The sequence below is a fragment of the Brachyspira sp. SAP_772 genome, from assembly GCF_009755885.1.
In the GTDB taxonomy this organism is placed as follows: domain Bacteria; phylum Spirochaetota; class Brachyspiria; order Brachyspirales; family Brachyspiraceae; genus Brachyspira.
The window spans coordinates 429,850-454,647 of sequence record NZ_VYIX01000001.1; the positions used below are offsets into that span (position 1 = coordinate 429,850).

Here is a 24,798-nt window from a genome sequence, read left to right on the forward strand (position 1 = left end):
AAATCTAATTTGTTATTTATAAATATTTCTTAATCTATAATTATATTATACTATATTTGAAATTTCAATATTATTTATTAAATAAAATATTTGTATTATATATAAAATTGTGTTATCTTAAATATGTGTAAATTTATGATTTTAGTTTATTATTTCGTAGCTTTAAATATATAAAATATTATTTAAGAGCATTTAAAAAGTGTCAAAAGGGCATTTAAAAGATTTTGAGTAAATATATTTAATTATGCTAAATGATATATTTGAACAATTAACAAAATTACAAAATAGCAAAAAAGCTAAAGAGATGTCTGCATATATGAAAAACAAATTTGAGTTTTTGGGCGTGGATTCTAAAAGCAGAAAAAATATAGAAAACAACATTTTTAAAGAATATAAAAAAATAGAATATATTAATTTTGATTTTACAGATAAATGTTTTAAGAGTAAATATAGAGAGTTTCAATATTGTGCTATTGATTATTTGAGCTTAAAGAAAAAATATTTAAACAAAACTCATATTGAAAAATTAAAAAAATATATATTAACAAAATCATGGTGGGACAGTGTTGACGGCTTTCATAGAATAATAGGTGACATTGCTTTGAGCGATGATAGTGTCAATTCTATATTATTAGAATGGTCAGTAGATGATAATTTTTGGCTTAGAAGAATTGCTATATGTCATCAGCTTATAAGAAAAAATAATACAAATACTAATTTACTTGAAGAGATAATAATTAATAATCTAAATCAAAAAGAGTTCTTTATAAATAAGGCTATAGGTTGGGCACTTAGAGATTATAGCAAAACCAATCCTAAATGGGTTTTAGGTTTTATTGAGAAACATAAAGATAAGATGTCTAATTTAAGTATAAAAGAGGCAGCTAAATATTTAAATAATAAATAAATTAATATTTTTTCTTTACTGCAAATATAATATTAAATATTATTATTAATATTAATAAACTACAAACTATTATATGCGAATAAAGTGAAACATCATTAGCTATATAAAATATTTTAGGCAGTTTCCAATCTACTTTTTTAAATGAAGCAAATTTATCTAAATCATCTTTCTGTTCTAGAGAAAAGCCTGTAAATTGTTTATATTCATCATTAAAAAATATTAAACTATTAGGATGAGTAAAGTTATAGTAATTATTGGATATTTTATATATAGAGCCTTCATCTTTAGCTTTAAAAGTTTCAAGTCTATATCCATATATAGGTTCATAAGGAAATTGTGCAGAATACAAATTAATAGAGTTATTACTAATAAATTGTTTTAATAATTGTTGTCTATATTCATCATTTTGCTCATTAAATGATAATATAGTATATATTTTATAATTATTATTACTTCCTAAATTATTTATTTTATTCCAAACTTCTTTGCCTATTTCTATATTTACATTTCTAAAAGCAATTTCATTATTAAATGTATCAGCATGCTTGTAAAGAAAGAAAATAATTGTATATATATTTAATAGTAGTAATAATATTAATGACTTTTTTCTGTTAAATAATTTATATTTATTAAGTAAATATGATAAAAATATGGAAAATGGCAGTATCAATGTAGAGGATATTCTTAATCTTAAATTTATCTTTTTTAAGAAAGGAAATAAACTATTTATTATACCTTTATCATAATAAATATCAAAAATTAAATAAATCCAAATTATAAAAAGAAATATTTTAAATTTATCAAATTTATTTAAATTATAAAAATGTTCTTTAATTTCTTTTTTATTAATTATAAATATAATTATCATTAATGGTATAATTAAAAAAGGCAAAGATAAATCGTTTTCCCATATAGCAGAATATTTTATATGAAAAAATAGATTTAATGAAAATAATTTTTCTAAAAAAGAGACAAAAGATAAAATGAAATAATAATAAATTACTTCAAATATTTTATGAAATGGCACATTATCAACCATTAATTCTCCCCTATCTATTTTAGCGGATAATATAAACATAGGTATAATTTTTGATAAGCTTAAGATAAAAGATATTAATACAGAGCATATTATAGCTAAACATTTTTTAAAAAAATCTAAGTTTAATTTGAAAAAAATAGCAGCCATTCCAAGTAGTACAAAACAAGTATAGAAAAATATTGTATGTATTGCTCCTCCAAATATCATGGCAGAAAAAATTATAGCCCCAGATAATATTCTTATAATAAAACTAAATTTAACTTTTGATATAGTATTAGAAAAAAATATAAAAACTATCAAAGCAGTCAATGGATGATATATAAATGTCCAATGCCCAACTTTAAGATGATATATATAATATCCAGTACATGAAAAAAATACAGCTCCTGTTAAAGAGCTTATAAAATTAAAATTAAAATCTTTTTTAAGCAGAAGATATACAGATATAAATCCAACTATAGAAAATAAAAATGTTAATAAATTATAACTATACCAAAAAGGCATAATTAGAGTAAGAAAATATAAAGGAGAATATTGATGCCAATTAGGATTAGCATAACTAAGCAGTCCTCCTCCAAATAATGGAGAAGCCCATTCTATATCTAATCCATTGTTTTGATAATATATAAACATACTAATAGCCCTAGCTTCTATTTGGGCATAATCATGACCTATATAAGGATAATTACTATTTAAAAGCAATATTTGAGCTATGGATGTAATAAAACAAAATATGATTAAAATTAATTTCTCTTTTTTTTTATCTAAAACTATATTAAATATTTCTTTATTAGTTTTAATGATATATATAAATGAGATAACAAATAATATAGTTAATAAATAAAAAAGAAATCTCATAATAGTCCTTTAATTATATAAAAAGTTATTAACTTTGAAAAGCATTATTTAAGAAAGAAATTAATATAGATTAAAATCTCCAATTTGCTCGAGACTGGACTTGAACCAGCACGGTGTTACCCGACAGCACCTCAAGCTGTTGTGTCTACCTATTCCACCACCCGAGCGAGTAAAATTAATATCTATTATATAATAACATAACTTTTTGTCAAATTTTATTTTTTATTATAAATTATTTTTGAATATTGATAATAATAAAAAATATATTAATATAAAATAGAGGATTTATATTATGACTGTTAAAGATAAAATAGATAGTTGGTTTATTCAGGCTAGATTATATTTTGGCTTAACTAAATATTCTTCTGCACTTAGGCTATACGATAAAATTATAGAGTATTTTTATACTTACAGCGAAGATTTAGACAACAATTATAAAGAGATATATTTTGCAAGAGCATACTACAAAAAAGCATTAACTCTATATTATTTAAATCAATATGAGAAGTCTATAGAGTTTTATGATAAGGCTATAAGTGTAAATCCTTTATATGAAAAGGCTTTTATTAATAAGGGGATAATACTTGCTAAACTAAATGCTTATGATGATGCTTTGTCTTCTTTTAATATGGCTATAGAGATAAATGATAAATCTGAAATATCTTATTTTAATATAGGGATAATATATTCAAAATTGGAACGTTATAAAGATGCTTTAGATTATTTTAATATAGCGGGAAAATTGGGGTATGAATATGCTTATTTAAATGTAGCTATTATGTTAGAGAGGCTTGGGGAAATAGATAATGCTTTAAAAATGTATGATAAAGCAGTAGAGAGTAATCAATATTTAGAGATAGTTTATTTAAATAAAGGAAATTGTTTAAATAGAATAAATAAATATAAAGAAGCAATAGAGTATTTTGACAAGGCTATAGACATTTTAAAATCAAAAGAGATAAAAAATATTAAGAAATCAGACATAAATGATAGTGATATGATTGAATATAATTATATTGATGATGATTCTATTTGTGAGAGGGTATATTTTTCTAAAGCTAATTCATTAATATTTTTAAAAGAATATGATAAATCTTTGGATATTTTAATTAGTATAGACAAATATAAATCTGTTAATATTTTTAATATTATATCAAAGTTTATATATTTTATTGATATAGATAAGCTAATAAATATAATATTAAATCAAGAGAGTTTTTGGGTAAAAGAAAAAGAAGAATATTTTTATTTTGTTACAAGAGATATTGCTGATAAAAATAAATTAAAAAAATTATGGATATTTCAATATATACTCTTATATTTAATATCAGTAAAAGATTATGATAAGATAGAAGAGATATCGCATTACACTAGTATAGAAGTATTTGATGAGATGGCATTTGATAAAAGATACGATAAAACAGAAGAGGCTAATTTAAAAAATTATAATAGCTATATTAAGAAAAATAAGTTTAGAATGACAAGCGTAAAAAATGCTAATGACCCTAAAGAGGGTAAAGTTTTAATGCAGCTTCTTAGAGATAATAGTTTAAATGTAAAACATTCTAAAGTTAATAATTTTATAGCACTGCAAACTTCTTTCAGCAGATGTAAAGATTCTCTTACTATGTATAGGCTATATGGTAAAAATGACAATAAGGAAGGTACAGGCTGTTGTTTAGTTTTTAACAAATCTTTTTTTGATACTTCTTTTAATAATATAAACTCTAGTATACTATTTTCTTTTTCTTACAACAAAGAGAATAATTCTTATATAGAGTCTTATGAAGAAAATACTTTGCCATTATATTATGTGCTTTATTATAACTATAGAAAAAATGAAATAATATTTAATCCTTCTGAATCTGATTATAATAATCTTATAATAGACCTAAACAAAAATTATCATGTTCTTTGGAATGATGGAGTAGATTTTTATGATAAGTTAAGAAATAAAATAGGGTATATTTTTAATAATATATTTGATATTATAAAATCTTTTAATAGTGAAGAGTTAGAATATTCTTGTCAGCTTCTTATGAATATACAGTATTTAATAAAAGATTCTTCATTTGTAGAAGAGCAAGAGATGCGTATTATACAGCTGCTTGAATATGGAAGCAATCCTTTGCACATAGATGATAATATGAAACGCTCTTACAAAAACTATTTATATTTATTTGATAATAAGGCATTAAAAGAAGTGATACTTGCTCCAAAGGTTAAGGATGCTGATTTTTTGGTTGAGAAATATAATGATAGGTTGGCAAAAGCTACTAATATATATAATTCAGAGACGGTGAAAAATAAATATAGAATTAATGTGTATGTATCAAATGCCCCTATATCTTGATTTTTTATATTAATATTGGTATATACTTAAATTTATATTAATTTTTGCTTATAATCGTTATTTTTATACTAGGTTTTATTAAATAAATAATTTTAATTTTTTTATAGTTGCTTTTTTTATAAATGTTTACATACTATTTAAATAAAGACTTTTTAAATTAAAAAAATAAGTGTGTAAAATTAATATAAAGGAGCTAACTCCTATGAAAAGTTTAATTTTATTTATATCTGTATTTTTGATTCTTATTTCATCATGTAAGCAAGAGCGACCCAATGTACTTGCCCCAGATAATATTGGAGCTAATTCAGAAACTAATTATATTACGAATTATTTTACAAACGTAATAACCAATAATGCCATAATTGTTATAACTTTAGATTATATAAATAGCCAAATACCTGCTTTATCTTTTGAAGTTCCAAATACCCCTGATGATGTTAAAGAAGTGTTTACTGATTTTATATATAAATCAATACCAAAGCTTCCAGAAGGTACTCCATATCCTCAATTAACTATGCAATTAAAATCAAAGTGGAGAATTGAACCATATACACCAATAAGCATAAAAGCTTTTACAAATGTTTTTCAAAATAAAATATATACTTTAGCAACTAATATAGGTTGTGAGGTAAAAGGAGATATAAAAACTTCTTTATCTGCTAGTGATGAAGGCATAACAGATGCTTGGTTAAATGTAGAGTTTTCATTATCATTAAAGACTAACTTTCAAATTACACCAAAAGAATTGGCTGAAGTTATGACAAATAAACCTATAATAATAACTTTTAAAAGAAAAACAACTTCTCCAATAATTTGGGAAGATGATACAACTACTATAGTGCCATAATAAGTTTATTTTTTGGCTGAAAAGTTTATAGTCTTATTATCTTGACAAATAGTATATTATTAATATAATTATAACATCTTAGATAAGGACTTTTTATGAAGCGAATATTTTTTGTATTATCTATTATATTATTCACATTTTTTATTTCTTGTGAAAAAGATAAAAAGAATATAGAAAAACAAGTTGATAAGCTGCTTGAAAATGTTGATGAAAAGATTGATGAAGGTTTAAATACTGCCAATGATGCTATAGACAGTAGTTTAGATAAGGCAGGAGAGACTATAGAAGATGTAAAGAAGAATGCTGAGGATACTTTAAGTAAATCATTAGAAGAGGCATCTAAAACTATAGAAGAAGCAAAAGAGAATTTAAAAAAGTAAAGTTATGAATAAAAAAATAGCTATAGTTGTCTGGAGTAAAACGGGCAATACTAAGCTTATGGCAAATGCTCTTAAAGAGGGTATAGAACTTCAAAAATGTCAAGCGGATATGTTTAAGGCATATGATTTTGATAGAAATAAAGCCGAGGAATATTCTACAATAGCTTTAGGCTGTCCTGCTATGGGGGCTGAAACTTTGGAAGATACTGAGTTTTTGCCCATGTATAATGATATAAAATCTGTTCTTAAAGATAAAAGGATATTTTTGTTTGGTTCTTATAGTTGGGGTGATGGTAAATGGATGCGGGATTGGGCTGAAGATGCAAAGAATAATAATATTACTTTATTTAGAGAACCTATTATAGCAAAAGAAAAACCTACAGATGATATATTATTAAAAATGAAGGAAGTTGGAGAGGATTTGTCAAGAGATTAAAAATTATTGGAGGAAATCTTTAATGGATAAAAAAATTATTATTACTATTAGCAGGGAGTTTGGAAGCGGGGGAAGATTTATAGGAGAGAATGTTGCTAAAAAGTTAGGTATTGCTTTTTATGATAAGGCAATTATAGAGATGGCTTCTGATAAAACAGGATTTTCTCCTGATTATATAAAAGAAAATGAACAAAAATTAACTTCTCCTTCTCTTTTTAATTTTGCTATATCTGGTTCTTATGCTGGTAATATGGTATTTGGCAATGGAGAATCTTTGCAAGACACTATGTTTTTTGCTCAAAGCAATGTTATTAAAGAAATTGCTAGTAAACATTCTTGTGTGATAGTGGGAAGATGTGCTGATTATGTTTTAGAGAAATTTGAAAATTGTATTAATGTTTTTATACATTCAGACATGCAAAGTAAAATAAATAGAGCTGTTAATGAATATAAATTAGATAGTAATAGCATAGAAAAGATTCTTAAAGACAGAGATAAATTAAGAGCTAAACATTATAATTATTATACTGGAAGAGTATGGGGCGATGCTAGAAATTATGATGCTTGTTTTAATAGTGATTATATAGGCTTAGAAAAAGTAGAAGATATTATAGCAGATATGGCTAAAAGTTTATAAGGATTTATCCGCTAATGAAAATAATAGCCGATTTGCATACACATACAATAGCAAGCCAGCATGCTTTTAGCACTGTAGATGAAATTATAAATGCTGCTAAGGAAAATGGGTTTTTAGCTGTTGCTATTACTGACCATGGTCCTAAATCTAGCGATGGAGCTAAGACTATACATTTTAAATCTATGCATAATATACCTGAATATGTTAATGGTATTAGGGTGCTTAGGGGAGTTGAGGCTAATATTATAGATTATGATGGAAATATTGATTTGAGAAAAAATGTTCTTGAATGTTTAGATTTTGTTATAGCTTCTTATCATGAGGATTCTATTACTCCTTCAAATATAGAATCTCATACTAATGGGTATATTGGTTTGATAAAAAATAATTATGTTGATTGTCTTGGACATGTGGGTAATCCTAAGTTTGAATTTGATATGGAAAAGATAATTAAACTTTGCAAAGAATATAATAAGCTTATAGAAATTAATTCTTCTTCTTTTAAAGTGAGAAAGGGTAGTGATAAAAATTGCAAAGATGTGGCATTATTATGCAAAAAATATAATTTAAATATTGTAGTTACTTCAGATTCTCATTCAAAGTACAATGTAGGCAATCATGAAGCTGCTTTAAATATGCTTGAAGATATTAATTTTCCAGAAGAGTTAGTTTTGAATGCAGATTTTGACAGGCTTATGAATTATCTAAATAATAGAAACAGAAATTAAGTATTATAATATTATTGATTTTTTACAGCAAGCTGTCCGCATCCTGCTAAAATCTCTTGACCTTGTTTAAATCTCTCAACAACTTCTATTCCATTGTCTTTTAATATGGATTTAAATCTCAATATAATATCTTTATTTGGTCTTTGTAGTTCTGGGGCATGTTCTACAGGGTTCATAGGTATAATATTCACTTTGAAAGGAAACTCTTTTTTCAAGTTTACCAATCTATAAGCATCATTAACAGAATCATTAACATCTTTTATTAAAACCCACTCAAAAGTAATCATTCTTTTTCCATTTTTGCTGTATCTTTTAAGTATGTTTATAAGATTTTCTATTGGATATTTTTTATTTATAGGCATTATTTTATCGCGAACTTCATTTTTAAGAGAATGTAAAGAAACTGCCAATCTACAATCTAAATCTCTTTCTATTAATTGTTTTATCCCCGCAACTTCTCCTGATGTTGAGATTGTAATATGTCTTATACCTAAATTAAATCCTTTATAAGAGTTGATTGTGTCTATTGCTTTAAATAAATTCTTTGTATTAGCTAAAGGTTCCCCCATACCCATAAACACTATAGAATTGACCTTTTTTGTAACAGCACGCATTAATATAAACTCGGCAAGTATTTCATCAGCAGTAAGGTTTCGAGATAGTCCCATGCTTCCTGTAGCACAAAAAGCACATCCATATCCGCATCCAACCTGTGATGATAAACAAAAAGTTATTCTGTCATTTTTACCGAGTATTACAGATTCTATTTTTTTCTTATCATATAATGATATTAATAATTTTCTCGTACCATATTCATCTTCTGTGATGGATTCTATTTTTGAATTATGTATGAAATAATTTTCATCTAATAATGCTCTTAAATCTTTTGGAATATTACTCATCTCATCAAAAGAGATAGCATACTTTTTATATATCCAATTTAGTATTTGAGATGCATGAAACTTAGGAAAATTATTCTCAATACAGAATTTAGATAAATCCTCTTCTGATACATTCATTATAGATATTTTTTTTGGCATATGTCTTAATTTTTTATTATGTATTATTTTTTAGCTTATAACCTATAAGCTTATTAATCAAACTCCTCAGCAGCTTGTCTTAGGTTTATTTGAACTGCTTGAAGAAGATGATGTACTGTTTTTTCCTTTATAATCATTAACATAAAAACCAGAGCCTTTAAATATTACTCCAGCATTTAAAGAAATTATTCTTTTAGCACTTCCTTTACATACAGGACATTTAGCTTTAGGTTCAGCAGTCATAGACTGAAACTCTTCAAACTCATGTCCGCATTTTTTACATTTATATTCATAAGTAGGCATAATTCTTAATCTCCAAATTAATTTAATAAAAAACTATATATCAAAATAAAAATCTGTCAAGTATCTAAATTACTTTAAATATTTCTCAAACCAGTTAGTAATTTCTTCTAATCTTCTAAGTCTATGTTTTGGTTTTCCGCTTCTTGAGAGTTCATGATTTTCGCCTTTAAATAAGCATATTCTTGATTCAACACCATAATATTTTAAAGCAGTAAACATTTGAAAGGCTTGAGTTTGATAGCATCTATAATCTTCTTCGCTATGTATAAATAGGGTAGGAGTTTTAGCATTGTTTGCATATTTTAATGGAGACTGTTCCCATAATTTATCAAAACCGCTGCAAACATCTCCGCCTAATTCATCAGGATTAAAATAATAACCTATATCGGTAGTGCCGAAATCATCTATCCAGTTTGATATAGAACGCTGAGAAATTGCACATTTAAATCTATCAGTATGCCCTATTATCCAATTAACCATAAAACCGCCATAAGAACCGCCTGTTACACCTAATTTGCTTTTGTCTATATTAGTATATTTTTCAAGAACAACATCAGTAAACTTCATTATGTCTTCATAATCTATAGTACCGTATATTTTTCTTATATCAGCAAATGCATTTCCTTTTCCTTCGCTTCCTCGAGGGTTGCAGAAAAATACAAAATACCCCATATTAGCCCAAACCTGCATTTCATTAAAAAATATTTCTCCGTAAGCTGTTTTTGGTCCGCCATGTATATCAAGTATTGCGGGATATTTTTTGTTTTCATCATAATTTATTGGCTTTAGTACCCATCCTTCTATTTCAAAATTATTATTTGTTTTAAATGAAATTTTTTCTGGTATTGATAAGCTTTTTTCTTTTAGAACATCTTCATTAAAAAAAGTTAATTGCTTTTCTAAACCATTGTTAATAAAATATATCTCTTCAAGTTTCAAATCTCTAAAACCTATAAAATATATATTATCATTATTAGAAACATCAAAACAATTAACAGCTCCTTGTTTACTTGTTATAGTGTTTATATTGCCTTTTAAGTCTAAGCACTTTATATGAGCATTTTCATTTTCTGTGCATACAAAATATATTTTATCTTTATAAACTCTAATGTCTTTACCGCCTCCATAAGATGAGTCTGTTCCTATCATATTGCCAAGTCCATTATCATAATGATATACTAAATTAATATTATTATTTTCATCTATTAAATAAAAACTGCTATTTTCATTGAGTCCATATTTCTTCATGTCTGTCATAACAGAAATAATTTTTTCTTTATTATCATTATCAATTACAAAATCAGCAAAATATATAGCATATTTATTAGAATCTATAATAACTTTTTCTCTTATGTTGTTAATATCATTTATATCATACAAACGAAGTTCTGTAGTTGTAGGGGCTTTATCTTTAAAAGAGTTTATAATGCATAACACTTTACCATTTTTATATTTAAAAGAGTTCACATTACTATAGTCATCTGTAATGGAAGTTAATTTGTTTTCTTTTTTATTGTAATGATAAAGCCTCTCTCTTTTTTTGTTTGTAATTCCTACATTATTAACCCAAAAAGGAATTTCATCAAACACTTCATAATCAGCTTCTTCTTTAGCCCATTCCAAATAATTATCTTCTTTTCTTTTTTTCTCTCTATTAATATCATAAATAGCTTTTATTAAAAAATTGTTTGCATCTATTGAGTATAAATCTACTACCTCAAGCTCAATATTAAATAAACTCTCTGCCTCTCCTCCATTAATATTGATAGAATAAAACAGAGAATAATCAATAAACTCTTCATCTTTTTTGTTTTTCAATTCTTCATCTCTTAATGATGATTTAAATATTATAGTATCATTATTAAGCCAAGATACAAGACTAACATCTTTTACCGAAGTGAGTTTATATATTTTATTTTTTTCAATATTATAAATAAAAGCATCAGAGATATAGTTGTTTTTCTCATAATCTTGATTGCTTTTTACAAACACTAGATTTTTATTATCTTTTGAAAGCTCTATGTTAGATAAAAAATTAAAATTTAAAAAATCTTTAATGTTTAAACTTTCCATATGAATAAAATCCGATTAAAAAATATTTATTATTTTTGTAAGTTTGAATAATTGTAAGCTATATTAGCAGCTACACGGCAATTATTATAAACCAATTCTTTATTAGCTTTGAGGCTCTTGTTTTCTGTTACACTATGAAGCTTAGCCAATATAAAAGGAGTTACTTTTTTACCAGATATATTTTTATCCTTTGCTTCTTTTACAGTATCTTCTATTATTTTGTCTATATAGCTTTTATCCATTTCATATTCTTCAGGTATAGGATTGCATACAACAACCCCTCCATTTAAACCTAAAGCCCATTTTGTGTGAAGAATATTTGCTATATCTTCTATAGTGTCTATTTTATAATCAACATCAAAACCACTGTCTCTTGTATAAAAATTAGGGAACTTAGAAGTTTTATAACCAAGTACAGGAACCCCAAAAGTCTCAAGATATTCTAAAGTAAGCCCCAAATCTAATATTGATTTAGCCCCCGCACATACAACAGCAACATTTGTTTTGGCAAGTTCTTGTAAATCTGCAGATATATCAAAAGTATCCTGTGCATATCTATGTACTCCTCCAATTCCTCCTGTGGCAAATACTTTTATTCCTGCAAGAGAAGAAGCTATCATAGTTGTAGTTACAGTTGTGGCACCGTCTTTTTTTAAAGCTAATATTGCAGGTAAATCTCTTCTGCTTGTTTTGATAATATCTTTAGTGCTTCCCATATATTCAAGTTCATCTTTATTCAAACCTATTTTTATTTTTCCTTTTATTATGGCAATAGTAGCAGGTATGGCATTATTTTCTCTAATTATTTTTTCGCAATTTAAAGCACTTTCAACATTTTCAGGATAAGGCATTCCATGTGATATTATTGTGCTTTCTAATGCGACTACTGCCTTTTTTTTATCCAAAGCAGTTTTTACTTCTTCACTAATATCTAAAAAATCATTTAATTTATCCATTTATAAAAATCCTACCTATTTCCCAAAACATTGAAAAAATATCCAAATTGTAATCCTAAATCTAATGAACTTATAGACTTACTTGCAATTCTAATATCACTCAAATAACCATTATTATTGAAGTTTAGAGCAAAATCATAGTTAACATATACGCCTATAAGAAGATAATTTAATATATGGAAATCCAAAGAAAATTTTACATATGGTATTAAAGCATTTTCAAAAATATCGCTTATATCACCTCTATCAAGATAGTATCTTCTATTATATGCATATTCTGAAGAACTATCTTCTAAACGATAACTACCACTAATAGGTATTTTTACTCCGCCGCCGCCTGATAAAGACATGAAAAAGAAATGAAACTTAAATACTCCCCCTATCATAAAACTATCAAATTGATAATTTTCAGTTGCTCTGTTTCCATTTATATCATATTTTAAAGCATAAGCATCATGATAATATCCAATATCAGCAAGTATTGATATGCCTGTGTTGTGAGTTATATCATTTCTCATTCCAATTAAAAAAGAATACCCCATATCAAAATCTCTAAAACTTGATGGAAGCTTTGATGCTGAATCTGCAATAGCACCGCTCATACCAAATTGACCTATAAATCCTAAACTTAGACTTACAGCACTAAGATTAGAGTAAAATATTGAGCTGATTAATAATATAAATAGAAGAAATTTTTTCATGTTTCACTCCTATTTTAAATAGTTTAATTAAACTATTTAAAAAGTCAAGTAAATAACAAAATAGTAAATAAAATTATATAAACAAAATTATAATAAAATATAAAACCTCTCTTTTTTATTATAGATAAAATTATATTGTATATGGCATTAAGTAGTATGATTGCAATAAAAAGCTTTATATTAGAAACGTCATTTATTATTAAAAATAAAGAAAATATAATAATAAATATATTTGATATAATATAAGAAATATATTCATACTTATCTAATTTTTTATCTGCTCTAAACAAGAAAATTGTTTTTATAAATAGAATTAAAAATAAAATATATAAATAAAAAAATAATTTATGAGAGGATAATATATTGTTTTTTAAATTTAGTATTATTAATGATAGAGAGCTGATTGATATAAATATGCTTATGGTTCTTGATATAGTTATTGATAGTTTTGTGTTTTGCATTTTATTATATAGAAGATAAGCGAAGTATAATATAGAAGAACTTAATATAATAAATATGCTATAAAATATTTTTAAGTTAAGCATATTGTTTTTTACTAAGAATATGGTGAGTTCTTTTACATCTAATTTGTTATTAAATTTTATTAAGGCAAGTATTGAAACAAAAATAATAAATAATACAAAGTATAATAAAAAAGCCCATATAATAATTTCAGCTATCATAGTGTAGAAATCATATAAATTGGATATTTGTTTTATATTGTATTTTATATATGAAAAAGCTAATGCAAAAATAATAAGCATATTGGCAGATAATATATGAATTAATAATTTTATATATTCTTTTGATATACTCATTTTTATTAATAGCTCATATGGCAAATTATATAAATAAATTGATATTATAAATATTATTATAGCTGTTATAATTATAGATTTTAAGCATATTTTGTTGATTGAAAATAAAATATTAAGTATAAAAAAACTAAGAGGTATTAACAAAGAAAATAGTATTTTTAATAGAAACACAAATTCATTATTAAAAAACATTTCCAAATTAGATAAATTATCTGTAAGTTTATAAATATCTATTGTAACAAATGGCAATATATAAATAATAGAAATTATTAGAATAAAACTAATAGCTATTATAATATCTTTTGTATTATTTTTTAATATATTTATTTTTTGCATTACTATTTCCTAATTGATTAGTGATTATAAATCTTATATTATACGATGTCAACAAATTATATATTTGAACGTTATTATTTTTTAGAAATAATAGGCAACGTTTTATATAAGCCAAAAACAATATTAAAAGTAAATTAAAAAACTTTAATGATAAACTAACTATAGTATAAATCTTTTTTTATTTCTTTAATTTATACTATACTTATGATTAACTTATTTGACACAGCAAAAAGAATATTAAACCCTTTCTTTGCCAAAAGGCACTTACTTGGTGATGACAATTTATTCAGCATTAATAATATTTTATCAAAAACCGCTGCTCTAGCATTTATAAGAGCAATAGATAAAGGAATAAAAGAAAAAATTGAGAAACTTAAAGATATTGATTGGACAAAAGATAATACGCTGCCTAACTTTCCTAAATCTTTTTTAGATGAATACGGACTTGAAGATAAACCTATATTATTAAAAAAGAATATAATTGAAAAGAATAAACTAAATCACCCAGATATTACTGAAGAAGAAGCTAGAAGAATAATAGGCAATGCTTTATATAAGCCAGAAACTATATTAAAAGCAAATCCAAATAAACCAGCATATCATAATTTTATATCAAGAACAGATGACAAACATAGTGATATAGTATTACTAGAATTATCTGATGAAAAAGAAAATTATGAAGTAATAAATTATCATATAATAAATAATCCTGCTAGAGATAGGAAAGTAAATATACATAAAAAGAGCTAGTAGGGAGGACGTGCATTCCCTCCATCGCAGTACTTGAAAATCAAGCAAGCGGCAGCCGAGCACGATTTTCTGCCATTCGTACTAACCCTATATATTTAGTTTAACAAAGTTTTTATGAGAAGTCAATAAAAATACTTATTCCTAAATAAATAGCAAAATAAAATATACTTGATTTTTCATTATTATGTAATTATACTTTAAATATTATTATTTTTTTGGGAGGTATAAAAAATATAATATGAAAGTTGCTGTTATTGGTGATTTACATGGTAAGCCTTGCTGGAAACATTTGTTAAAAGATAATATTAATAATTTTGATAAGATAGTTTTTTTGGGGGATTATAGTGATGATAGCTGGGTTACTTTTACAGATAAAGAGATTGTTGATAATTTAAAAGATGTTATAGAGTTTAAAAGAAATAATGATTCTAAAGTTGAGCTTCTTATAGGAAATCATGACTTTCAGTATATAGTTGGATATCCTACAGCAAGCAGATATAGAAAAAGTTATGCTGATGAACTTTATAAAATTTTTAATGATAATAAAGATATATTTAATGTAGTTTATGTATTAAAAGATTATGTATTTAGCCATGCAGGAATTACGAATGGTTGGATTAATTATATAAAGAAAAAATATAATACTAATGATTTTAATAATATTAATGATATAACTAAAATTATTAATATGGTTTATTCAAATTGCAAAGAAGATTGTAATATTGCCTCTTATAGAAGGGGAGGAATGAATAAGTTTGCTGGGATATTATGGGCAGATATTGGTGATTTGCAAGAAGATGGATGTTTTGATTATAATCAGATTGTGGGGCATAATAGGGTAAAAGTAAATACTGTTCTAGAAAAAAATAATCATAAGATTTATATGTGCGATCATTTTGACAGTGATGATAGTTGTTTAATTGTATTAGATGTTTAACAAAAAAATACATATTTTTTATTAATTCTGTATTTCTTATTATATTTTTTTAATAATGTAAAATTAATTATATCCGAATAGTTATGTAGTAATATTTTAATATGGGTTTAAATATGCGATATATAGCTATTTTGATGGCTTTTACATTATGTTTTACTTTAAATATTAATGCTGCCCAAAGCGTTTATAATATATTTGCTGATACTAATAATATATATTCTAGCAGTCTTCATAATATAACTAATAGTTTTAGTTTGAATAATACAGGAAATTTATCTTATAGAAAAGATATATCAAGTTTATTTTCAAAAGATATAATGAACAAGGTAAATTATTCTGGAATAACTTACAGTAGAGATATAAAGTTTATGGAAGGAGCAAATGCAGGAATAGGTATTTTGTTTCCAAATATAAAATCTTTTGTAAAGATAGAAAATAAAGGTTATTCATTTTTTGATAATTTATTAGTAAACAGTTTTACAATAGAGTTTTATTTAAAGCCTTATAAGATGCGAATGAACTCACAGGTATTATCTAAAACATCAATATATCAAGACGGCGACACTACAAAATATGCTGGTATTAGAGCTAATATAATAGATGGCCGTTTAGTTTGGCAGTTTAATAATTTATTTATGTATAATGGTAAATATACTAATGTTACTTTAGCTGAAGGTGAATATTTAAAAGAAAATGAATGGAGACATCATAGCATTAGTTTTGATTCTAAGACAGGAAAATTAGTAAAATATATAGACGGACTTGAGGATCAGGTTATTTATTTAACTAGCACAGGAGATAGAATGGGCTCTCCATATGTGTTGGATATAAGTAATATTAATGTTGCTCCTATATACTTAGGACAGGGTTTTATAGGAGGCATGGATAGATTTTATTTTAGCCCTGATTATAAAAGAACTTTTAATTTAGAAAAATATTTGCCAAGCGGAGAAGTGTTGAGCAAAGTAATGCAATTTAATAGCGATAATATTTTTATAGATGAAATAAATTATATAGCAAAAACTACTAATGCTACAGGAGTGTATGTTTATTATAGAACTTCTAATAATTATTTTTCTGAAGAAGACAGCAATATAGAATGGACACTTTTAGATTCAACTAATAATATTATAGCTAGTCCTAAGACTAAATATATTCAAGTTAAGGCATTATTAGAAAGCGATTCATCTATGGAATATACTCCTTCATTGAACAAGGTTGAAATAATTTATCATGAAGGAAGAGCTCCTCAGGCACCTACTAATTTAAAGGCTATTGTTGCTAATAATTCTATAGTTTTAGATTGGGAAGGAAGTCATGAAAATGTAAGCGGATACAAGATATATTACGGCACTGAATCTGGAATATACAATAATTATGAGCCTATTGTAGTTGATGGCAATCAAACTGAGTATGTTATTAATAATTTAGAATATGGAAAACTTTACTACTTTAGAGTAACAACTATAGGTGGTGAAGGAGGAGATATAGAAAGTGAATTTTCTAGTGAAGTTTATGCTAGACCTTTTCACTAATATATAATTTAAGGAGAAATACTGTGTCTATTAATACTAAAGCTACAAAGTTGAGTAATCTTGCCGAAGAATTATTGAAGAAAGGGGTTAATACCGAAGCAGTAGAGGCATTAAAAAGAAGTATTAGATTAAGTAACGGTGAAGATATGAAATCTTATTTAAAGATAGCTATTACTTTATTTAATAATGGTGATTATGAGCATGCTAAAGTTTTCTTAAATACTTTCTTAGAATATTGGATGGCAGCTGAAGCTTATTTTATATTAGGCTCTATTTCCAAAAAAGAATGCAAATTGCAGGAGGCTTTTGAACATTATAAAAAGGGTGTTGCTTTATATAATGGAGATGATCTTGTACCTTATTATGAGTTTTTGTCTTTATGCAGTGTTTTAAAAGAAGAAGATAAAGGAATAGATACAGCTAAATATATATTAAAAATAGATAATAGAGATAGAATAGCTTTAGTATTTTTGGCTAATTATTTCTTTGCTAATAAGAAATATAAAGAAGCTATGAAATTTTATGAGGTTTTAGTTGATAATAATTTAGCTGATTATAATGATTATCATTATTATGGCGTTTGTTTGCATGAGTTAAAAGATTATAAGAGGGCAGAAAACATGTATTTACAGGCTTTAGAGATGTATCCTGCTGATAGCCCTGAAACTATGGCTTTAAAAAATTTAAGGAATAAAAAATTAGAAGATAATTATCCTAATATAGAAAAGAGCAAAAAAGAATATTTAGATAATATAAAACATTCTCCAAAATCAAGTGATTATTTCCATTTAGGAAACATTGAGTTTATTAATGGTAATTATGACAAAGCTTCAGAATTTTATTCTAAAGCTAAAGAACTTTATTTAGACAAAGTATGTGTTTGATTTATATATATAAAAAAAGCCCTATAGATTATCTATAGGGCTTTTTATTTCTTTAATTATTTTCCTGTGCAAAAACCAGAATATTTCTCTACAAACTTAACAGGGTTATAAGATAATTTAGCCTTTCTAAGCCCTAAATCTCCAACATCCTGCTCTCTATTTACAAACTTATATCCTTCTCTTTTATTGTTTTCTAAGAATAGTCTATTTATAGCCTGATAGCTTCCTTTATAATTCCTATCCCCTCTCTCAGAATGCACCACTATAGTATCTCTCATAGTAAAATCTGCTATAGTGTATGCTACAATTTTTTTGTCTATATATATGGCTCCGCCAGTGATGCCGTCAATTTCTTTCCAATTATTTATAAGGCTATTTATCATCATTATGTCTGCCTCAGCACGAACTTCATGGGTTAATAGTTTATTTTTGTCAAAAGCTTCACATTCTGTTTTTATATCTTCACTGTTATTATTAATGCTTTCCATTTCATTTATTTCCCAACTCTTTTCAAACTCAAATATATCTCTAATCATCTCTTCATTTTCTATATCTATATTTTTATATTCAAAATCATTTTTTATAAATTGATTATACAAGTTTTTTTTATTATGAAACTTTTTGCCGCTTAAATTAATTAATTCATCAACATCATATAAATATTCCCACTCATCTCTCACTTCTTTTACGCTTATTTTAGTGTACTTTTCCCAAAATAAAGCTAATTCTTTTGGTATTCTAATTATAGATTCCTTAGATATTTCACAAGGACTCATATCATTACAAAAATTAGTATCAAACCAATCTCCAACAGGAGCCCAATAAATTGTATATGGCGAGCGTTGTCTAATCCATACCAATTTTTCTGTAAAAGCCCATTCAAGCATATATATATCTTTAAGCCCAAAGAGGTTCATAAAGGTATAATCTGCAGATTGTTCTGGGGTGATAGAAAAATATTTATTGTATAATTTTTGTTTATCTAAACTTATAGGTTCAAATTCAAGCATAACTGTATTTCCTTTATTTATAAAATGTTAAATATAATACAAGAGTAATAATATAGAATTATTATATATACTAAAAATCTTTTACCAATTTATTGAGTAGTATAAAAGAATAATTACTTTTTTCTTTTTAAATCTATTTGCCTTTGTATTTCTTTTAAGTTTCTTACCTTTATTGTATTAGTGCGTACATCAATTTTACCAGATTTAATTAAATTGTTTAATACTTTCTGTACATCATTAATATTTATACCGCACCAATTTGCTATATCGGCTATAGTAGCATTTAATTCTTGAGGGTCATAATAATGATCTCTAGGAATATTTTGAAGTTCAGCTAATAATAATAAACAGTCATAAACTCTTAAATCTGTTTCTGGTAATTGAAGTATTAATAATCTTCTTTTGGCATCAAATATTCTTTTAGCAAGCATTTTAGATAGTTTTAATGCCATAGCTGTGTTGTTGCCTAATATTGTTTGAAAGTTTTCTTTTGTTAATTCAAGTAATGTAGTAGGTTCATTTGCTATAGCAGAAGCACTTCTTGTTGTGCCTTCAAGTATAGCCATCTCTCCAAAGAAATCTCCCGGGTAAACTATATCTAATAATTTTTCTACATCTTTTATTACTTTAGTTATCTTCACAGAGCCGCTTTGAACCATGTAAAATTTATTACCTGTTTCATATTCCAAAAATATTATATCATCAGCCTCATATTTTTTTGTATGTGAATATATATTATCCATTTTTTATCCTTAATTAAGTTTTTGTATACTGTCATTAGCCTCTTGTGATAAACTATCCATTGGAGGTATTGACATAACTTTTTGATAATATGCTTTTGCTTTATCTTTATCACCAATACTAGCAAAGCTTTTACCCAAATATAATATTGCTTCTTTTACATTTTTTGATTTTGGATAAGTTTTTATTGCTGATAATAAAACCTTAGAAGCATTATCATATTTATTAATATAATAATATGCTTTTCCCATATAAAATATTGAGCTTTCAGCAACTTCTTTATCTTCATTTTTTAAAAGAGTATTAAATGATTTTATAGCGTTCACGTAATCGCCTCTCTCATAAAACTCTAAAGCTCTATCATAATCTTTATTGTTAATAGAGTGATTTTCTATAGATGTACTTGGATTACTTATTATTTTTTGTTCTTCTGTTGTATTATCTTCTAATGGTGCTATATTGCTATCATCTGTGATGTTTAATAAATTTTTACATTCTTTTATTTTTTGCTCTACAGTATGATAAAATACAGAATCTTCATCGGCAGATTGTATATATCTTTTATAAGCATATAAGGCATTTTTATATTTTTTAGCTTTGAAATAAAACTCACCAATATTATATAGCCCCTCTAATGGTGAAGGACCTTCTTCATCTATTGTATTTTCTACTAATATACCAACTTTTTTGTTTATTCTTCTTAATTGATTTGAAAATACTTTTAGCATTTTTATGATTATTGGTTTATTTTTTGAAACTAAACTTTCAAACTCGCTATAAGTTAAAATAATAATAACGCAATCTGTTAAACATTGAACAGTATCTTCTTGAGGATAAGTACCTAGTATACTCTTTACGCCAAAAAACTCACCTACATTGATTAATTCTCTAGTTTCATGCCCATTTTCTTCCGATAAAAATATACTCTGGGCTTGACCCTGCTTTAGAATATAAACTCTATCAGAATTATCTCCAGCAAAATACACTATAGATCCTGCTTTATATACTCTTGTTTGCATTATTGTTTCCTTAAAATATTTTGGATATTTCTTATTACTAAAGTTAATTTTATCACTAATAAACCTTTTTTCAAGTTATTTTTTAGTATTTTTGGTTATATATAAATAGCTATATTTTTTATTCAACTTTTTCCCGCCGCAAAAAGTTGCAAAAAATGCAAATATTTTATTTTTTATATATTAGTAATATTTTTGATAAACTTAAAATCTTTAGTTTATATCCGTTTTGCTGTAAAACTCGGCTGTACTTCCGTTTTTTATATGTTCGTCCATCAATATATTTACTATCTCATCGGCACGGTTGTTTTCTTTATTTGATGAATGCCCTTTTACTTTTATAAACTCAATACTATGTTTTTTTGACAGTTCTATTAATTTGAGCCAATAATCTTTGTTTTCAACAGGCTTTTTATCGCTTTTAATCCAATTGTTTTTTTGCCAAGAATAAATCCAGCTATTCATACCATTAACTAAATATGCACTATCACTGTATAGCTTTATATTATGAGAATGCTTAAGTCTTTCAAGAGCTTTGATTGCAGCTTGCATTTCCATTTTATTATTTGTTGTATGCTCTTCGCTTTCGCCTATTTCTAGTCTTAAATTATGTTTTTCACTCAATAATATAGCACCCCAAGCTCCTATGCCCGGGTTTCCTCTGCATCCGCCATCTGTGTAGATTGTTATATTGTCTTTTTGCATATATTTTAAGATTCTAATGATAAAACTATCTTCTCTTTTATAGCTTTTACTAATTCTTCTTTAGTTTTATATTCTTCTTTTGATACTGTAAAACCTGAAGCTTTAGGGTGTCCGCCGCCGCCGAATGACTCTGCTATCTCTCTTATATCCTTTTTGCATCTGCTTCTTATACTTACTCTAAAATTATAATCGCTTTCATGTACTATAAAACCTATTAACACATCTTGCATTTGTATGAGAGTATCAGAGGCACTTACACTAATATCTTTTAAATTATGTCCATTAATTTCTTCTTTTAAACATAAATAACCAATTTTCTTCTCTTCATCTATTACCATATCATTATACATATAAACTAATGCTTCTACATCTATTTTTGAATATCTCTTTCTAACAACATTACCCAAATTTTCTATATTAACTTTTCTAGACATTATTTTTGAAGCAAAAAGCAATGTTCTCTCTGTAGTGTTGCTAAAAACAAACCCGCCTGTATCTGTTGAAAGACCGCAGTATAGTAGAGTAGCTATAGTAGAATCCATGTCTTTAAGATATGATGAAAATATGTCAAATATTATCTCGCAAGTAGCCCCAGCTTTAATATCATCATAAAACATTGTAACACCATTAATGTTTCTTACTTTATGATGGTCTATAAATATTACTTCATTATATTCACTAGTAATATTAGCAATCCAGCCAATTCTCTCTATATCTCCAGAATCAAGTATTATAAGTACATCTTTTTTTGGTAAATTATCTTCATTAACTTCAAAAATAACTTTATCTATATTTAGTACATTTTTTAATTCTTTAGGCATCTTATCCGTATTAACAACATAAGATTTCTTTTTAAATACTTTTTTTATAAGTAATGATAAAGCAAGCCCAGAACATATACAATCTGCATCAGGATTTCTATGACCTGTAATTGTTATGCTTTTAGCATTTGATATTCTTTTTAATATATCTTTTTTTGTAGTTGTTACTTTTTTTCTATCTGTTTTGGGTTTGATAGGCATTTTTACTCCGCTATTTTTTTATTCTTCTTCTTGACTATCTTCTTTTATATCTAAACTTCTTATTTCGCTTAATACTTTATTGGTTTCCATTAATGTTTTATCATAATAGAAAGTAAGATTAGGAACATATCTTATAGTAAGCTGTTTTCTTAAATAAGAAAATATAACCCCCTTAGCACTATTAAGCCCATTTAATACTTCATTTTGTTTGCTAGGGTCTAAGCATACAAAATATACTTTAGCCTCTTTCAAATCTTTAGCGGTATCAATACGAGTTATAGTAACCAAGTTGTTTTTTATACGAGGGTCTTCTATCTCTCTTAAAAGAATGGTTGATAGTATTTGTTTTATATTTTCATTAACTCTAAGTATTCTATGTGATGACATATATTTTACTGCACTATTGAATTATTTACTTTATTTGTTAAATTATCAAGTTCATTTTCCAAAAATACTTTATCTATATCCACTAATATAATCATCTGTTCGTTAGATTTTACTAGTCCATTAATATATCTGCTGTCTATTCCAGAGTGTATATCTATTTCAGATTGTATATTTTCATTGTTAATAGTAAGTACGTCAGATACAGAATCAACCACTAGTCCATATTTTTTATTTCCTATAGCAACTACAACTATTACGCAATTTTCAGGATCCATTGGCTTATCAAAATGAAATCTGGATCTTAAATCTATTACTAATATAATAGTACCTCTTAAATTAATAATTCCTTTAAAATATTCAGGAGAGTTAGGTATTGGAGTAGGAGGCATAAAGCTTAAAATCTCTTGAACTTTGAGAATATCCATACCATATAATTCATTATTTATTTTAAATACAAGTATTTGATTTGATGTAGTGCTACTCATATTAACTCCTTAAAAATATACTTCAAAATTATAATATATAACTGTTATAAGTCAAGTACATTTATTTTATTTGATTGTTTATGTAAATGCTAAAAAAGATATTGATATATTAATTTTTAAATGTATAATAAAAATATGGAAGTTAACATATTTTTAGAAAATTTAAAAACCAAAATATATGGAAGAAACTTAAAAATATTTGAATCTCTAGAAAGTACAAATACAAAGATGATAGAAGATTTAAATAATGGTATTAAGTTAGAAGAGGGTAGTGTATATATTGCATTAAAACAAACAGCAGGTAAAGGCACACATGGGAACAAGTGGGTATCTAATAATGATTTAGGTTTATGGTTTAGTGTATTAGTATATAGTCCGTTTAAAAAAGAGGCGTTAAGTTTTCTTCCCGGTATTGCCTTGAGTAAATGCTTAAGAGAAAAATATAATGTAAATGCTCATGTAAAATGGCCTAATGATGTTTTAGTGAAAAATAGAAAAATATCAGGAACACTTATTCAAGTTACTCCTATAGAAAATAGAAATGCATGCATCATAGGAACAGGAGTTAATTTATATCACACAAAAGAAGATTTTCCATCAGATATACAGCATAAGGCAACATCTCTTTATATGGAAACTAATTTAAAAGTAGAATTATATGAGTTTTATAAAGAGCTTATTGCATGCTTTGAGGAAGTATATACAAGCGAAAAAAAATTATCAGAATACTTCAGAGAATATAGTAATATGATAGGCAGAGTCATAAAGGCAAAAAAAGATGATGAAGAAATTACGGCTTTAGTTAAAGATATTACTGAAGAAGGATATTTAATAGTTGAAGTTAATAAAAAAGAAGAGACTTGGATATCAAGGGCTTCTTTGGATATAGATACAAATTATTAAAAAATGGAAGT

At 25.7% G+C, this 24,798-nt stretch carries 26 protein-coding genes and 1 tRNA gene; 12 read left to right on the forward strand and 15 right to left on the reverse strand.

Annotation, left to right across the window (positions count from 1 at the left end; all coding sequences use genetic code 11):
- Nucleotides 1-244 precede the first annotated feature (244 nt).
- Nucleotides 245-907, forward strand: coding sequence for a DNA alkylation repair protein (locus tag GQX97_RS01875; protein WP_157150268.1), 663 nt, complete (start codon nucleotides 245-247; stop codon nucleotides 905-907).
- Nucleotide 908: 1 nt separating this feature from the next.
- Here the strand turns inward: GQX97_RS01875 and GQX97_RS01880 are convergent, their stop codons facing one another.
- Nucleotides 909-2,804, reverse strand: a complete 1,896-nt coding sequence (locus tag GQX97_RS01880) for a hypothetical protein (RefSeq protein WP_157150269.1) — start codon at nucleotides 2,802-2,804, stop codon at nucleotides 909-911.
- Between the two features lie 85 nt (nucleotides 2,805-2,889).
- Nucleotides 2,890-2,971 (reverse strand) — tRNA-Leu (locus GQX97_RS01885).
- A gap of 125 nt (nucleotides 2,972-3,096) precedes the next feature.
- On the opposite strand from GQX97_RS01885, the gene GQX97_RS01890 reads away from it, so the two are divergent.
- The 6 genes from GQX97_RS01890 (at nucleotide 3,097) to GQX97_RS01915 (ending at nucleotide 8,185) form a co-directional block, all read left to right on the forward strand.
- Nucleotides 3,097-5,157 carry a tetratricopeptide repeat protein gene (locus GQX97_RS01890; protein ID WP_157150270.1) on the forward strand — a complete coding sequence of 687 codons (2,061 nt, stop codon included), beginning with the start codon at nucleotides 3,097-3,099 and terminating at the stop codon, nucleotides 5,155-5,157.
- A 202-nt stretch (nucleotides 5,158-5,359) separates the two neighbouring features.
- Complete coding sequence (locus tag GQX97_RS01895) at nucleotides 5,360-6,004, forward strand: hypothetical protein (RefSeq protein WP_157150271.1); 645 nt, start codon at nucleotides 5,360-5,362, stop codon at nucleotides 6,002-6,004.
- 95 nt (nucleotides 6,005-6,099) lie between these two features.
- Nucleotides 6,100-6,384 carry a hypothetical protein gene (locus GQX97_RS01900; RefSeq protein ID WP_157150272.1) on the forward strand — a complete coding sequence of 95 codons (285 nt, stop codon included), beginning with the start codon at nucleotides 6,100-6,102 and terminating at the stop codon, nucleotides 6,382-6,384.
- A gap of 4 nt (nucleotides 6,385-6,388) precedes the next feature.
- Nucleotides 6,389-6,820 carry a flavodoxin domain-containing protein gene (locus GQX97_RS01905; protein WP_157150273.1) on the forward strand — a complete coding sequence of 144 codons (432 nt, stop codon included), beginning with the start codon at nucleotides 6,389-6,391 and terminating at the stop codon, nucleotides 6,818-6,820.
- A gap of 22 nt (nucleotides 6,821-6,842) precedes the next feature.
- Nucleotides 6,843-7,457 (forward strand): AAA family ATPase, encoded by a 615-nt coding sequence (locus tag GQX97_RS01910; protein WP_157150274.1) that lies wholly within the window; start codon nucleotides 6,843-6,845, stop codon nucleotides 7,455-7,457.
- 14 nt (nucleotides 7,458-7,471) lie between these two features.
- Nucleotides 7,472-8,185 carry a phosphatase gene (locus GQX97_RS01915; RefSeq protein ID WP_157150275.1) on the forward strand — a complete coding sequence of 238 codons (714 nt, stop codon included), beginning with the start codon at nucleotides 7,472-7,474 and terminating at the stop codon, nucleotides 8,183-8,185.
- Between the two features lie 11 nt (nucleotides 8,186-8,196).
- On the opposite strand, the gene rlmN is transcribed toward GQX97_RS01915, so the two are convergent.
- The 6 genes from rlmN to GQX97_RS01945 form a co-directional block, all read right to left on the reverse strand.
- A complete protein-coding gene (gene rlmN, locus GQX97_RS01920; protein WP_157150276.1) occupies nucleotides 8,197-9,225 on the reverse strand; it encodes a 23S rRNA (adenine(2503)-C(2))-methyltransferase RlmN in 1,029 nt (342 codons plus the stop codon).
- Between the two features lie 66 nt (nucleotides 9,226-9,291).
- Nucleotides 9,292-9,528 carry an FmdB family zinc ribbon protein gene (locus tag GQX97_RS01925; protein ID WP_157150277.1) on the reverse strand — a complete coding sequence of 79 codons (237 nt, stop codon included), beginning with the start codon at nucleotides 9,526-9,528 and terminating at the stop codon, nucleotides 9,292-9,294.
- Nucleotides 9,529-9,597: 69 nt separating this feature from the next.
- On the reverse strand, nucleotides 9,598-11,601 hold the full coding sequence (locus tag GQX97_RS01930) for a S9 family peptidase (RefSeq protein WP_157150278.1): 2,004 nt from the start codon (nucleotides 11,599-11,601) through the stop codon (nucleotides 9,598-9,600).
- Nucleotides 11,602-11,630: 29 nt separating this feature from the next.
- The gene (locus GQX97_RS01935; protein WP_157150279.1) at nucleotides 11,631-12,557 is read right to left on the reverse strand and encodes a pseudouridine-5'-phosphate glycosidase; all 927 of its coding nucleotides are present in this window, start codon (nucleotides 12,555-12,557) and stop codon (nucleotides 11,631-11,633) included.
- An 11-nt stretch (nucleotides 12,558-12,568) separates the two neighbouring features.
- A complete protein-coding gene (locus GQX97_RS01940) occupies nucleotides 12,569-13,258 on the reverse strand; it encodes a hypothetical protein (protein WP_157150280.1) in 690 nt (229 codons plus the stop codon).
- 44 nt (nucleotides 13,259-13,302) lie between these two features.
- Entirely contained in the window at nucleotides 13,303-14,412 is a 1,110-nt protein-coding gene (locus GQX97_RS01945) for a hypothetical protein (protein WP_157150281.1), read from the reverse strand.
- Nucleotides 14,413-14,616: 204 nt separating this feature from the next.
- Between GQX97_RS01945 and GQX97_RS01950 the strand changes: the two genes are divergently transcribed.
- The 4 genes from GQX97_RS01950 (at nucleotide 14,617) to GQX97_RS01965 (ending at nucleotide 18,518) form a co-directional block, all read left to right on the forward strand.
- Nucleotides 14,617-15,162 (forward strand): hypothetical protein, encoded by a 546-nt coding sequence (locus GQX97_RS01950; RefSeq protein ID WP_157150282.1) that lies wholly within the window; start codon nucleotides 14,617-14,619, stop codon nucleotides 15,160-15,162.
- A gap of 238 nt (nucleotides 15,163-15,400) precedes the next feature.
- Nucleotides 15,401-16,099, forward strand: coding sequence for a metallophosphoesterase (locus GQX97_RS01955; protein ID WP_157150283.1), 699 nt, complete (start codon nucleotides 15,401-15,403; stop codon nucleotides 16,097-16,099).
- Between the two features lie 101 nt (nucleotides 16,100-16,200).
- Complete coding sequence (locus GQX97_RS01960; protein WP_157150284.1) at nucleotides 16,201-17,634, forward strand: fibronectin type III domain-containing protein; 1,434 nt, start codon at nucleotides 16,201-16,203, stop codon at nucleotides 17,632-17,634.
- 23 nt (nucleotides 17,635-17,657) lie between these two features.
- Complete coding sequence (locus tag GQX97_RS01965) at nucleotides 17,658-18,518, forward strand: tetratricopeptide repeat protein (protein ID WP_157150285.1); 861 nt, start codon at nucleotides 17,658-17,660, stop codon at nucleotides 18,516-18,518.
- A gap of 56 nt (nucleotides 18,519-18,574) precedes the next feature.
- On the opposite strand, the gene GQX97_RS01970 is transcribed toward GQX97_RS01965, so the two are convergent.
- The 7 genes from GQX97_RS01970 to GQX97_RS02000 form a co-directional block, all read right to left on the reverse strand.
- Nucleotides 18,575-19,528: a DUF2156 domain-containing protein gene (locus GQX97_RS01970; protein WP_157150286.1), complete on the reverse strand. Its 954-nt coding sequence runs from the start codon at nucleotides 19,526-19,528 to the stop codon at nucleotides 18,575-18,577.
- Nucleotides 19,529-19,641: 113 nt separating this feature from the next.
- Nucleotides 19,642-20,271: a Crp/Fnr family transcriptional regulator gene (locus tag GQX97_RS01975; protein WP_157150287.1), complete on the reverse strand. Its 630-nt coding sequence runs from the start codon at nucleotides 20,269-20,271 to the stop codon at nucleotides 19,642-19,644.
- Nucleotides 20,272-20,280: 9 nt separating this feature from the next.
- Complete coding sequence (locus GQX97_RS01980) at nucleotides 20,281-21,288, reverse strand: tetratricopeptide repeat protein (protein ID WP_157150288.1); 1,008 nt, start codon at nucleotides 21,286-21,288, stop codon at nucleotides 20,281-20,283.
- Between the two features lie 210 nt (nucleotides 21,289-21,498).
- Complete coding sequence (gene rnhA, locus GQX97_RS01985; protein WP_157150289.1) at nucleotides 21,499-21,990, reverse strand: ribonuclease HI; 492 nt, start codon at nucleotides 21,988-21,990, stop codon at nucleotides 21,499-21,501.
- A 5-nt stretch (nucleotides 21,991-21,995) separates the two neighbouring features.
- Nucleotides 21,996-23,012, reverse strand: a complete 1,017-nt coding sequence (locus tag GQX97_RS01990; RefSeq protein WP_157150290.1) for a bifunctional oligoribonuclease/PAP phosphatase NrnA — start codon at nucleotides 23,010-23,012, stop codon at nucleotides 21,996-21,998.
- An 18-nt stretch (nucleotides 23,013-23,030) separates the two neighbouring features.
- On the reverse strand, nucleotides 23,031-23,399 hold the full coding sequence (gene rbfA, locus GQX97_RS01995) for a 30S ribosome-binding factor RbfA (RefSeq protein ID WP_013245049.1): 369 nt from the start codon (nucleotides 23,397-23,399) through the stop codon (nucleotides 23,031-23,033).
- 5 nt (nucleotides 23,400-23,404) lie between these two features.
- Nucleotides 23,405-23,884: a chemotaxis protein CheW gene (locus GQX97_RS02000; RefSeq protein WP_157150291.1), complete on the reverse strand. Its 480-nt coding sequence runs from the start codon at nucleotides 23,882-23,884 to the stop codon at nucleotides 23,405-23,407.
- Nucleotides 23,885-24,019: 135 nt separating this feature from the next.
- Between GQX97_RS02000 and GQX97_RS02005 the strand changes: the two genes are divergently transcribed.
- Complete coding sequence (locus tag GQX97_RS02005) at nucleotides 24,020-24,787, forward strand: biotin--[acetyl-CoA-carboxylase] ligase (RefSeq protein ID WP_232473240.1); 768 nt, start codon at nucleotides 24,020-24,022, stop codon at nucleotides 24,785-24,787.
- The last annotated feature ends 11 nt before the right edge of the window (nucleotides 24,788-24,798 follow it).